This window comes from Acinetobacter sp. C26M (assembly GCF_023702675.1).
Classification (GTDB): domain Bacteria; phylum Pseudomonadota; class Gammaproteobacteria; order Pseudomonadales; family Moraxellaceae; genus Acinetobacter.
The window spans coordinates 3,648,649-3,661,344 of record NZ_CP098478.1 but is presented as its reverse complement, the minus strand read 5'-3'; the positions used below and the strand labels follow the sequence as shown (position 1 = coordinate 3,661,344).

Genomic DNA, 12,696 nt, shown 5'->3' with positions numbered 1-12,696 from the left:
TAATCAATGAATTTTAGAGCATTCAATCCTGAAGCATGCTCCTTGTTGTCGCTCTATATAGGTGAGCTTTGCATGATTGGCCTCACAAAATGTGTGAGACAAATACAATCCTAAACCAGTTCCTTTAATTTCGGTACTAAAAAATGGTTTGAATAGTTGAGAAATATCTCGTTTTGAGACACCCGTCCCAAAATCGATGACATCAATGCAAGTTCGACCATCTTTTTCGTGCACTTCGACTTCAATATAAGGAGCGTCAGTTGCATTATGTCGTAATGCATTTCGAATTAAATTAATCAGCACTTGGCGTAATTGTTTTTCATCAAATAAAATGCTGGTCTGTTCTGTCAGTTGAATTTGAATTTGTTGTTTAGCATCGGTTAGATCTTCATTGAGTAAACTTTCAAAAAAAGAGCTTAGATCAATTTCTTGTGATTCGGTAGGTTTATTCCGTGCCATTGCTAAGGTATCTTGCACGATACTATCAATCCGTTTGGCCTGTTTATTGATCATGCGGGACAGCATTTCTTGTTGATGCGGATCACTGTCTTTAAATAGTTCATTGGCTTGTACAATCGCAGCCAAAGGATTGCGAATTTCATGCGCAATACTGGCAGAAAGTTGACCCAGTGCGGCAAGTTTTAGCTGTTGGACTTGTTGAGTCAGCTTTTGTGCATCTTTTAAGATTAATAAGACCAAGGCATGTTCTGGCACAATCAAATGTTTAACACGAACATTGATGGTATATGGGCTTTGTTGCGATTCAAAACTAAATTCTTCGCCATCTTCTAGATCACTGAATTGGACAAGTTCAAACAGGTCAGGTTGTAATTTAATCAGCGGTGTTTTTTCTAAAGAGACTGGTAAATGGATACCTAATAAGGTATTGGCTGCGGGATTGGTTAAGACAATATGATTGCTTTCATCCAGTACCAAATAACCATCTTCGATCTGTTCTAAGATATAGCGGTTAATATTTTGCAGTTGGTGGATTTCAATCGACTGATGAAAAGTTAAGGTTTCTAAAATTTTAAAACGTTGGACTGCGATGCGACCAATGGCATGGACTACAAAAAACAAGAAAGCGAGAAAAATACTATTGCCGAGGTGGTTTAAATTATTAACAGCAAAAAAGTCACCTAAAAAACGCTGGTAAACCACCATAATGACGGCAAATAAAGTAATGATCAGCGATAGGTGAGCATTTAATAAAATCGCAGAAGAAAAAATAATAATGACATAGAGTAAGCTGAGTTGCAGATTTGGGCCACCTGCAGAGAAGGTGATTAAACTCAGACAAATGACATCAATCAGAAAGATAAAAATCAGCTGCTTGGAGATTTGAATTGGAACAAGTTGTAGTAAAAAGAGTTGAAAAATGTTGAATGTGATATAGCAAATTAAAGTGTAAAAATATAAGAAGGGATAAACATAGTTGCTGGAAAGTTGTTCGGCGGTGAGTAAATAAATTAACAACAGGCTAATCGAGATGATCAGCCGATAGCCGCTATACCAAACCCCAAGCCGATAGACCGTTTGTGAAACTGACGACGCAATTTTCCCTAACATAGGCGCTTACTGTTATTTTAAGGTTTAATGAGTCCATAACGAATCGCAAGATGAGTGAGTTTGACATCGCTATCAATACTCAATTTTTCAAAAATACGATACCGATAGGTATTTACAGTTTTTACGCTTACGAATAATTTGTCAGCGATTTCTTGGGCACTAATACAATTCACGACCATCATGGCGACTTGCATCTCACGTTCTGACAGTGCATCGAAAGGTGATTGTTGCGTATCCGAAAGATATGAGCTCGCTAATTGTTCCGCAATATCTGCACTAAAGTATTTTCCGCCTTGCATCACTTTATTAATAGCACGAACCATTTCAGAAATTGGTGCACCTTTAGTGATGTAGCCTTTCGCTCCTGCTTTTAATAGCAGTGAAGGGTATGGTTCTTCGGCAAGACCACTGACAGCGATCACTTTTGTTTCAGGTGCGCTTTGTAATAAGCGACGAGTAGTTTCCACTCCGCCAATACCAGGCATATTCACATCTAACAATACGACCTGAGGGTGCTTTTGACGGACTATAGCAATGGCTTCTTCACCCGATTCGGCTTGTCCAATGACGTCTACATCGGGGTGGTCTTCCAACATACGACATATACCTGTGCGCACGAGTTCATGATCATCAACAACGAGAACAGTGATCAAGAAGACCTCCTTTTTTCAAAAAAACTGGTTTTTTGTTACATAAAGCAAAATTAGCTTGCAATGAAACCACAAAATTAGCAATCCTATTCTTCGTTTTTAGCGAATAGTTGTACACAATTGTGTCTATAAAAGCTTTACCCGATTTGTTCAAATGTAAGGCATAATGGTATTAAGCGCAAATGTGCAGCGTCCTGAGTTGAGTATTGTGTCGTGAAAAATTCTAAAAAATCTATCATGCATGTTTTAAGCATGTCTATCTTGTTGGCCTGGAGCTCAACAAGTTTTGCTGAACTGGTTGTGAATAACAATCCAGCTTCTTCGCGTGTGAATGGTTCAGCTTCGATGAATTGGTCTGCAAGTGATGCAAGTCAGTTTATGGAAGATGATGATCCTGTAGAAATTAGTCCACAAGGTTCAACTTCTGTTACGACGACATTGCGTAATGGTGGTTCGGCAACAATTACTTCCTCAAGTACGCCGCAGCAGTCCGCACAGATTCGAGATACCTTTGGGTATAGTAGTCAACCCTCTGTCAATGCACGTGCTGCTTTGGTGATGGATGCGCAAACGGGTGAAGTGCTGTACAGTAAAAACAGTAATATGTCGGTACCTATTGCATCGATTACTAAGTTGATGACCGCTGTGGTAACGGCTGATGCACGTTTAAACATGTCAGAAGAAATTACGTTAGAGTCAATTGATTTTGCTGGTGCTGGGGGTAAGAACTCAAGTTCAACCTTACGTGCGGGCGATACCATGAATCGCGCTGAAGCACTTTTGTTTGCGTTGATGAAGTCTGAGAATCCAGCTGCCGCTGCTTTAGCACGCACTTATCCAGGTGGTCGATCTGCCTTTATTGCTGCAATGAATGCTAAAGCGAGGCAATTGGGTATGACGTCGACACGTTATGCTGAATCTACTGGATTAGATCCACATAATGTCTCATCAGCACGTGATTTAGGTATTCTAGTCAGTACTGCGTCGCAATATGGTTTGATTCGTCAATTTTCAACCACGCCAACCTATGATTTCAATTTAGGTTATCGCGTTCTCAAGTCAAATAATACCAATGCACTGGTGCGTAATGGCGGTTGGAACATTAACTTGTCAAAAACAGGTTATATCAATGAAGCGGGCCGTTGTGTAGTGATGCATACCACTGTGAATTCACGCCCAGCGGTTGTGGTGCTATTAGGCGCACCAAGCTCACAAGCACGTAATAGCGATGCAACTAATCTATTAAGCTGGTTAAGCACATTGCCAAAACGCGTTTAGTCCTTTTAAATTAAATAACTCCTCTTTATGGGGAGTTTTTTTATGCCTGAATAAGGCGACACAACTTGTCTTATTTCAATAAATTGTGTTCGTTTTTTGAGCCTAAATCGGCTAATGTGTGCATACACCAAAAAATGATGACATACCGTTATGAATGCGATGCAACATGCACGGATTTCTGCAAAACGCTGGGGTGGGGAGCCCGAAGACTACTATGAACTACATGCGTTTATAGACAGTACCAAAAGCCTATGTAGCGATGCGCGACACCGAATTTTACATACTTTGTGGGGCATAAATTCGGTTGTGGTTCCTGTGTTTGGGCATAGCCTTCAAAATAGTGCAGGCAAATCGATTGATATTAAAGATTTGTGTGAACGTGATCATTTATTGGTGGATTACCAACAGCGTTTTATTCCGACACTCAATGACTTTGTAAATGCGATAGATGCAAGACAATTGCCTCAGAACTTTGAACAGCATTTAGAACAGTTACATCATGATTATGTGCAGGATAAAGCACTCTCACAATTAATGTTATCGCCTTTGGCGCTGACGGGGAAATTGCATTCACTATTGTTCACCCATAACAGTTGGTTTATCTACGATATTTTGCCAAGGATTGGGCAACTGCCGAAACTGGACAATATTGTGTATAGCCCTGCTGATTTTTTTAATGCCATGCATTTTGAATTATGGATGGATAATGGCATGGCAATTCCTGCAAGTGCTCAAGCATTACATCAAATAAAACAACTCAATGATAATGAATTAAGGGGAACAACATGACCACTTACGTGATTCGTGCCAAATACTTTGGCTATAACGATGAGGTCTTTTATGTCGCAGGCAATCGTATTGCCAATGTTTTTGAGGATAGAGCCCAAGCCGAGGCTGCATATAAAAAGCTTGAAATTGATGGGGCGCGAGATTTCGCTCTGTATGAAGTTGAATCCCTTTTTGATGCAGATGAAGCATTATTAAAACAACTGGATGATTTTGTATTCTCACGTTGTGGCGAGCATGTCTGCGAAGATGGGGATATTTCAGATGATGTGTTACCTGAAAGTTTAAGCGATGAAGATACCTTTGAATTTATTCAATTGGCAGGAATGCAAAAATTTCAACTGGTACAGTTTGAACATGAGGCTAGGTTTTATGCGCTTTGGTCAGTCAAAAAACAGAAATGGGTGGAAGAGCATGATGAGTTTTTTGCCAGTTTAGCTTATGCAGATCAACCTGAACAATTAAAAACCAATGTCGCAACTATTTTTGCAGATTATGACTATGGTGATATTCAGCTTAAAGGCTCACTTGATGAGTTGTCTGATCAACCTGTACTCTTACAGGCAATGATCACAGCGCAATCTGGTTTGAAATACGATCAGAAAAGCCAAATTTTAACGATTATGCAAGGTTGGGAAGAAGACGCTTTATATGCGGTAAACCCTTTACTCAAACAACCATTATTTGAAATCAAAGAAATTGAGCTTGAAGAAATCCAGAGGATTGAAAAGGAATTAGCTGCACAATATAGCTATGATGAAGATTATGAATACGAAGAAGAATAAGGCTTATATTTAAGCCCATAAAAAACCAGTTGCTTGCAACTGGTTTTTTTTCAGCATTGATGCTTACATATTTGAAAGGATAGAATCTTTCACTTGATCCATGGTCGCGTCAATTGACAACATCACGGCATCAGCACATTGCTTGATTGCGGTATCTGGATCTTTTAAGCCATTACCTGTAACGGTACATACAATCACAGAACCTTCAGCAATTTTACCTGCTTTAAGGTCACGGATTGCACCACCAATAGACGCTGCTGACGCAGGTTCGACAAAGACACCTTCATACATAGAAAGTAGGCGTTGAGCTTCTAGAATCTCAGCATCAGTGAGTTCATCGAACCAACCTTTAGAATCACGTACCACTGCTTTTGCATGGTTCCAGCTTTGTGGATTACCGATACGAATCGCTGTTGCAACAGTTTCTGGGTTTTCAACAGGCGCACCACGTAAGAACGGCGCAGCACCAGATGCTTGATAACCGACCATTGTTGGTAAGCCTTCTGGTTTAGGACCAGTGAATTGATCTGTAGCCGCATCATAGATCACTTGTTCAAACTGATCAGCAGGTTGGTTTGCAACTGCTTCGGTATAACCCATCCAGTGTGCAGTGATGTTACCCGCATTACCAACTGGTAAGCAGTGATAGTCAGGTGCGCGCCCCAATGCTTCTACGATTTCATAAGCAATGGTTTTTTGACCTTGCAAACGGTAAGGGTTGATTGAATTTACAATGGTTACAGGTGCTTGATCTGCAACTTCTTTTACTAAACGCATACCGTCATCGAAGTTACCACGAATTTGCATGGTAATCGCACCGTACATCATTGCCTGCGCCATTTTACCCATGGCAATTTTGCCTTCTGGGATTAATACGAACGCTTTGATGCCTGCACGTGCTGCATACGCTGCTGCTGCTGCTGAAGTATTGCCTGTAGATGCACAGATAATCGCTTTAGAGCCTTCTTCAACTGCTTTAGTCACAGCCATCGTCATACCACGGTCTTTAAAAGAACCTGTTGGGTTCAGACCTTCGTATTTCACATAGATTTCGACGTTTTTGCCAATAATACGTGGAATGTTCTCTAGTTTAATCAGTGGGGTATTCCCTTCACCTAAAGAAATTGCGCGTGTAGTTGCAGACACAGGTAAACGGTCACGATAACGATCTACAAGACCAGTATAACGATTGGCATTCGACATGATGGTGTTCCAATATGAGGTAGAGAGAAAATCCCGCTCAACAAGCTCCCTTTCAAAAGAGAGCAGTTCCATTCTTGAGTGAAGAAGGGTGAGGGGATTTAAACTGATTAACTATCGAGCGATTCTAAACGAATTCTTACGATTTCGCCACGAATTGCAGGTAATGCTTGAATTTGAGCAAGTGCTTCATCCATTTTTGATTCAACAATTGGATCCGTTAAAATCACGATTGGAATCAGATCTTTTAAGCGTGATTGCTGCATGATGGCATCAATACTAATTCCAGCACGGCTTAGAATTGTCGTGACATCAGCGAGTACGCCTGTTTGATCTTCTGCATTGAGACGGATGTAATAACCTGTGGTCATTTCTTCACGGCTCAAGATAGGCACATTAGTCAGTGCTTCGAAGGCAAGCTGAGGAATCGTTCCTGCACCATCTTCGGTATAAGAAATATCACGAACGATATCAATCACGTCAGCAACTACAGCAGAAGCGGTTGGACCAGCGCCAGCGCCAGCGCCGTAATATAAAGTAGGGCCAACTGCATTGGCCTGTACCAAGACTGCATTTTTAACGCCATTAACGTTAGCAATCAATTCTTCAGCAGGAATTAAAGTTGGATGTACACGTAACTCAATGCCTTTCTCTGCACGACGTGCGATACCTAAGTGCTTGATACGAAAACCAAGTTCTTCTGCATATTTCACATCTTGAGCAGTGATTTTGCTGATACCTTCGGTATAGACCTTATTAAACTGTAGCGGAATACCAAATGCACATGAGGCTAAAATTGTCAGTTTATGTGCAGCATCAATGCCTTCAACATCAAAAGTTGGGTCTGCTTCAGCATAGCCAAGTTCCTGTGCTTCTTTTAATACATCATCAAAAGCACGACCTTTTTCACGCATTTCAGTCAGAATGAAGTTACCAGTACCATTAATGATCCCTGCTAGCCATTCGATATGGTTCGCTGCAAGGCCTTCGCGGATGACTTTAATAATTGGAATACCACCTGCAACCGCTGCTTCATAAGCGATTTGTACGGCATTGTCTTCTGCTGCTTTAAATAATTCATTGCCATGTTCAGCAAGCAAGGCTTTGTTTGCTGTTACCACTTGTTTGCCATGCTTAATGGCTTCCATGATGACTTCATAAGCGGGATGAATGCCACCCATGACTTCAACCACAACATCAACATCAGGTTGACGTACGATTTCCATCAGGTCATCACTTTGTTGAATGCCTTCGAGCTGTAAATCTGGACGTGGACGGCGTGTGCCTACGTGTGTAATTTGAATTTCTCGACCGGTACGGCGTTTAATTTCCGCAGCATTTTCTTGTAGTAATTTAAGGGCTCCACCACCTACAGTACCAAGACCGAGTATCGCCAGACGAACTGGTTTCACGTCACACTCCATTATATTCAATCATTTTAATGAAGCTTGATCATAGCTAAAAAAATGCGCAGACACTAGGGCTAAGATCATCTTTAATCTGTCGCCCTAGTCTTTGTTATTTTTGGGTAGGGGCTGGATTTATTTGTTTAAGCGTTGAACGATTTCTTCAGGAGTCATATAACCACCTAAATACTCACCATCGACGTTATAAATTGCAGGTGTACCATTTACCCCCATATTTAAGCCCAATTGATATTGGTCACGAACAGGGTTTTTACATTCAGCCGCAGAAACGGGTAAACCTTTAGCCGCTTGATCGAAGGCTGCCTTACGATCTTCACTACACCAAATTGCCTGCATAGTTGGCATGAACTGTTCACCACGTGGCCATGCGATATAACGCACTTCAATCCCTTTGGCATTGATCTCGGCAAGATGCTCATGCAATTTATGGCAGTATGGGCAGCTTGAATCTGTAAATACATAAATCACATGCTTCGCTTTACCACCTGACGCTGGATAAACGATTAGATCTTCAGTTTTGAGTGAAGCTAAATGTTTTTTATTTTCGGTTGCTTGTAAGGCGTCACTCACATTGTGCAGTTGCTTATCGCCTAAACGGACCACATCACCTTGAATAATGTATTGTCCATCAGCCGTTGCATAGACTGAACCCATACCTTCGAGGCTTACCCAGAATAAATTTGGCACTTCAGTTTTTTTAATGGCAAGAATTTTGGCATTGATGTTGGCTGTTTTAAAATTTTTCTCTAAGGTCGAGATCAAACGCTGTTGTGCATTGCGTTCATTCAATGTTGATGCTTCACCTGTCGCAGGTGCACTTGCTGTGAGTGCATCTTGTTTTTGTGCTGAGTTTTCTTTTGAGCAAGCACTGACTAATAATGTTGATGCTAATGTACAAGCAATTACAAGTTGAGACCGAGTAAACAACATATAGAACCTTTTTTGTACGAATTCATTTATATAAGGGGCTTAGCATAGCAAAAAAACGGAAACACTTCGTTAAATCTTGCATAGGCTGTGTGAACAAAATCAAATTTTAGTGAAAAGCTAGACCAAAGGTGGTTTTAGCCTCGTGGATGGTATTTGCCATGCAATTCCTGCATACGATGTTGTGCAACATGGGTATAAATTTGTGTGGTGGAAAGGTCACTGTGACCAAGCAGCATTTGTACCACGCGTAAATCTGCACCATGATTAAGTAAATGGGTTGCGAAAGCATGGCGTAAGGTATGCGGTGATAGCTCAGCTTGAATACTGGCTTGTAGTGCATAGCGTTTGATCGCATACCAAAAATTTTGCCGACTCATAATGCCACCGTGTTGTGTAAGGAATAAATAGTCGGTGCTGCTCTTGTAGAGTTGTGGACGTGATTCTGCCAAGTATTTCTCAATCCAGTCACAGGCAAATTGTCCGAGAGGAACAAGGCGCTCTTTATTGCCTTTACCCGTAATCCGTACAAAACCTTGCTTTAGGTTGATCAGTTCTAAACGTAAATTAAGTAACTCGGAAACGCGTAAACCGCAGGCATAAAGTACCTCGAACATGGCACGATCACGTAGTCCAAGTGCTGTATTAATATCTGGTGCATTGATCAATGCTTCAACATCTTGTTCTGATAAGTCTTTGGGTAATGCTCGGCCAATTTTAGGGGAATGATGGCTAGCAACAGGATTATCATCCCGTAACTTTTGCTCTCTTAAAAATTTATAAAATTGTCTTAAGGCTGATAGGCAGCGTGCAATTGAACGAGGGCTTTTCCCAGCTTTTGTAAGTGCGATTAGCACATCGGCAATATCATCACTCGACCATTGCGGTAAGGTCGCATTTTGATGTAATTCGCTACATTGAACCAGGTCAGATAAATACGCATTGCGCGTATGTGGGCTCACGGTTTGAGCAACCAGATAATCCCGAAAACCCTGTAGAAAACTCAAATGTTCGGGAATGTTAACCGCAGCAGGAATACGAGGTTTTTTATTTAACATATAGGCTTAAGGCATTTCTATAAAAGTGATAGATGTATTTTGGGGCGAGGGATACCCTGAATTATTCTTGATTCAATTGCACTGTAAAAGAAAAATGAATTGTTGTCGATCTGTCACAGAAGCAAATGCCACTGAGATTGGTTTTGGTAATTATTCTCATTTGCTTGTATACTAGAAAAAAAGGGTGAAGGGTTAGAGACGGTGCGATTGTCAGCATTAAAAGTCAAGCAAACAGCGATGATTACGAAAGTAAATCGCGTGGTCGATGAGACAGAACAGCCAGATTTAGTTGCAGTTCGTTTAGAAAGTTTAGGCTTTGTGCCAGGTACACAAGTACAGGTGATTACCAAAGGTATTTTTGGTGGAGATCCGATTCTAATCCAGCTCGGTTTTACGCGTTTTGCGTTACGAAAAGCTGAAGCGGATAAAATTGAAATTCAACTTGAAGGAGCACCTGCATGAGTGATGCGTTACGTGTTGCCCTTGTGGGAAATCCAAACTGCGGTAAGACATCTTTATTCAACCATTTAACAGGTACACGCCAAAAAGTTGCGAACTATGCGGGTGTAACCGTTGAACGCAAGGTTGGACATTTTCAGCTTCCTTCTGGGAAAGCAGTACGTGTTTTGGATTTGCCAGGAACTTATAGTTTACAAGCAACCAGTCCAGACGAAGAAATCACCCGTGATGTTTGCCAAGGCAAAATTGCGGAAGAAGGGCAGCAAGATGCTTTTCTGTGTGTAGTGGATGCAACCAACTTAAAATTGCATCTCGGTTTGGTGTTGGAAGTCATTGAGCTAGGTCGCCCGATTCTTGTGGTATTAAATATGATGGATGAAGCGCGTCGTCGCGGTATCCAGATCAATACACAAAAACTTTCTGAGCGTCTTGGAGTGCCTGTTGTTGAAACAGTTGCTGTCCGTAATTCAGGTATTGAGAATTTATTGCATGCGCTGGATCAAGGTAAATATACAGTTCCACAAACTGAACTGAGTGGATTGAAAGGCGATCATCATCAGAAAATTGAAGTTATTTTCAATGATGTGGTGAATTTCGTCGATCAAGAAGATAAGCGTACTGACTTTCTCGATAAAATTTTCTTACATCCAGTGCTCGGTTTGCTTAGCCTTGCGGTCATGATGTTTATTGTATTCCAAGCAGTATTTGCTTGGGCTGCTCCATTTATGGATGGCATCGAAACCTTCTTTGCATGGTTTGGTGAGAAGCTCGGAGAGTATATCTCGCAACCTTTACTGCATAGTTTAGTCGTGGACGGGATTATTGCAGGTGCAGGTAGTGTGGTTGTGTTCTTGCCACAGATTTTAATTTTATTCTTCTTTATTTTAGTTTTAGAAGAATCAGGTTATTTACCTCGTGCCGCATTCTTGCTTGATAAGTTGATGTTTAAAGCAGGTTTAAGTGGTCGCGCTTTTATTCCACTACTATCAAGTTTTGCTTGTGCGGTACCGGGGATCATGGCAACCCGTAGTATCAGCGATCCGCGTGATCGTTTTACCACGATTATGGTCGCGCCATTGATGACCTGTTCTGCGCGGTTACCCGTTTATGCACTGTTGATTGCTGCCTTTATTCCAAGTCAAACGGTCTGGGGCATTTTCAATCTACAGGGTCTGGTTTTATTCGGTCTATACATGTCAGGGATTGTGAGTGCACTCTGTGTGGCGATCGTGATGAAATTTTTGCAAAAAGATAAATCACAACATGCACTTTTGCTTGAATTACCAAGTTACCGTATTCCAGATCTGAAAAGTGTCGGGATTGGCTTGCTAGATCGCGGTAAAATCTTCTTAAAACGTGTCGGTGGCATTATCTTTGCCCTGTCGATTTTGCTCTGGTTCTTATGTACGTTCCCACAAGCACCAGAAGGGGCAACCTTACCTGATATTGATTACAGCTTTGCTGGGATGTTAGGGCACTTGCTACAACCGATTTTTGCACCTGTTGGTTTTAATTGGCAGATTGTGGTTGCGCTTATTCCTGCAATGGCAGCGCGTGAAGTTGTAGTTGCGGCTTTGGGTACGGTCTATGCTTTATCTGGTGCTGATGATGATGCGATCTCACAGGGTCTTTCTCATTTAATTAGTGCGGATGGTACAGGTTGGTCATTGGCAACAGGTTTATCATTGTTGGTATGGTTCATCTATGCACCGCATTGTTTGGCAACCTTAGCAACAGTACGCCGTGAGACAGGTTCATGGAAACATGTTGCTGTGATGACTGCGTATTTATTTGGTTTGGCGTATTTAATGTCTTTCTTAACTTACCAAATTGCATCAAGCATTTGGGGTTAAGAAATCCCACCTCGCCTCCCTTTAAAAAGGGAGGTAATTATTGGAGAGGCGCTTATGTTTGAGTACTTGATTGTTGCTGTATTGGTGCTGTGGAGTACTGTTGTGGTCTTTAAGAAGGTATTCCCTCAAACAGCGAGTTCAGCATTTCTGAGTCTGTCCGATCTTTGTCAACGTTTAGGTTGGCAACGCTTGGCAGTATGGTTAAAGCCGAAAATGGCTGTCGGTTGTGGTGGTGGCTGTGGCTGTTCTACGGATGAAGCGGAGAACAAAAAAGCGGAACCTATTCAAACGGTCAAATGGCGGTAAAACAAAATTGCCCATCTTAAGATGGGTAATTTTTTGGAACAAAAAAATGAATCAGACGGATATGAGCGAGAAGAGATCACTAAGCTTAAAACATAAATTGATTTTATCAGGCTTTATGCTGTTGATGACCTTGCTTTATCTCTCTGCTTTGTCAAAAAATCTGAATATGTATAAAGAAACTGTTTCATGGCTACTTTCATGTTCCATTTTGATTTATCTATGGTTAAGACCCGAATTGATAGAGCTTAAATCCAAGCACTATGTATTTAAATCTGTAGATTGGCTGGGATGTGTGTGCTTAATTTTATTGTTGATCAGCTGTGCTATGCCTGATTAAGCTTTTACGCACTGACACAAAAAAGATTGAATAAAACCAAAACTGAAAAAGCATTTAAAAC

The 12,696-nt window shown here is 41.2% G+C and carries 13 protein-coding genes; 7 read left to right on the top strand and 6 right to left on the bottom strand.

All coding sequences use genetic code 11. The features are described 5' to 3' along the window. Window positions 1-3 precede the first annotated feature (3 nt). Together NDN11_RS16860 and gacA are read right to left on the bottom strand one after the other, a co-directional pair. Window positions 4-1,569 carry a sensor histidine kinase gene (locus NDN11_RS16860; protein ID WP_167250202.1) on the bottom strand — a complete coding sequence of 522 codons (1,566 nt, stop codon included), beginning with the start codon at window positions 1,567-1,569 and terminating at the stop codon, window positions 4-6. A 17-nt stretch (window positions 1,570-1,586) separates the two neighbouring features. After that, a complete protein-coding gene (gacA, locus tag NDN11_RS16855) occupies window positions 1,587-2,222 on the bottom strand; it encodes a response regulator transcription factor GacA (protein WP_167250204.1) in 636 nt (211 codons plus the stop codon). 210 nt (window positions 2,223-2,432) lie between these two features. Between gacA and pbpG the strand changes: the two genes are divergently transcribed. From pbpG to NDN11_RS16840, 3 genes are all read left to right on the top strand, one after another. After that, window positions 2,433-3,497: a D-alanyl-D-alanine endopeptidase PBP7/8 gene (pbpG, locus tag NDN11_RS16850; RefSeq protein WP_167250207.1), complete on the top strand. Its 1,065-nt coding sequence runs from the start codon at window positions 2,433-2,435 to the stop codon at window positions 3,495-3,497. Window positions 3,498-3,647: 150 nt separating this feature from the next. Then, window positions 3,648-4,286, top strand: coding sequence for a DUF6915 family protein (locus tag NDN11_RS16845; RefSeq protein WP_251110275.1), 639 nt, complete (start codon window positions 3,648-3,650; stop codon window positions 4,284-4,286). Next, window positions 4,283-5,068 carry a hypothetical protein gene (locus NDN11_RS16840; RefSeq protein ID WP_251110274.1) on the top strand — a complete coding sequence of 262 codons (786 nt, stop codon included), beginning with the start codon at window positions 4,283-4,285 and terminating at the stop codon, window positions 5,066-5,068. Before NDN11_RS16845 ends, NDN11_RS16840 begins: the two co-directional genes overlap by 4 nt. Window positions 5,069-5,131: 63 nt before the next feature. Here the strand turns inward: NDN11_RS16840 and thrC are convergent, their stop codons facing one another. The 4 genes from thrC to xerD form a co-directional block, all read right to left on the bottom strand. After that, entirely contained in the window at window positions 5,132-6,271 is a 1,140-nt protein-coding gene (gene thrC, locus NDN11_RS16835) for a threonine synthase (protein ID WP_004802157.1), read from the bottom strand. A gap of 107 nt (window positions 6,272-6,378) precedes the next feature. Continuing rightward, window positions 6,379-7,680: a homoserine dehydrogenase gene (locus NDN11_RS16830; RefSeq protein WP_167250213.1), complete on the bottom strand. Its 1,302-nt coding sequence runs from the start codon at window positions 7,678-7,680 to the stop codon at window positions 6,379-6,381. Window positions 7,681-7,809: 129 nt separating this feature from the next. Further along, window positions 7,810-8,625 carry a DsbC family protein gene (locus NDN11_RS16825; protein WP_167250215.1) on the bottom strand — a complete coding sequence of 272 codons (816 nt, stop codon included), beginning with the start codon at window positions 8,623-8,625 and terminating at the stop codon, window positions 7,810-7,812. Window positions 8,626-8,759: 134 nt separating this feature from the next. After that, window positions 8,760-9,680 (bottom strand): site-specific tyrosine recombinase XerD, encoded by a 921-nt coding sequence (gene xerD, locus NDN11_RS16820; RefSeq protein WP_251110273.1) that lies wholly within the window; start codon window positions 9,678-9,680, stop codon window positions 8,760-8,762. Window positions 9,681-9,881: 201 nt separating this feature from the next. Here xerD and NDN11_RS16815 point away from each other — a divergent pair, with 201 nt between their 5' ends. From NDN11_RS16815 to NDN11_RS16800, 4 genes are read left to right on the top strand one after another with little or no spacing between them, the layout of a single operon-like run. Next, window positions 9,882-10,142: a FeoA family protein gene (locus NDN11_RS16815; protein WP_004656347.1), complete on the top strand. Its 261-nt coding sequence runs from the start codon at window positions 9,882-9,884 to the stop codon at window positions 10,140-10,142. Beyond that, window positions 10,139-11,992: a ferrous iron transporter B gene (gene feoB, locus NDN11_RS16810; protein ID WP_167250219.1), complete on the top strand. Its 1,854-nt coding sequence runs from the start codon at window positions 10,139-10,141 to the stop codon at window positions 11,990-11,992. The genes NDN11_RS16815 and feoB overlap by 4 nt, the downstream gene beginning before the upstream one ends. A gap of 54 nt (window positions 11,993-12,046) precedes the next feature. After that, window positions 12,047-12,298: a DUF6587 family protein gene (locus tag NDN11_RS16805; RefSeq protein ID WP_167250221.1), complete on the top strand. Its 252-nt coding sequence runs from the start codon at window positions 12,047-12,049 to the stop codon at window positions 12,296-12,298. 46 nt (window positions 12,299-12,344) lie between these two features. Continuing rightward, the gene (locus NDN11_RS16800; RefSeq protein ID WP_251110272.1) at window positions 12,345-12,635 is read left to right on the top strand and encodes a hypothetical protein; all 291 of its coding nucleotides are present in this window, start codon (window positions 12,345-12,347) and stop codon (window positions 12,633-12,635) included. Window positions 12,636-12,696: the final 61 nt, after the last annotated feature.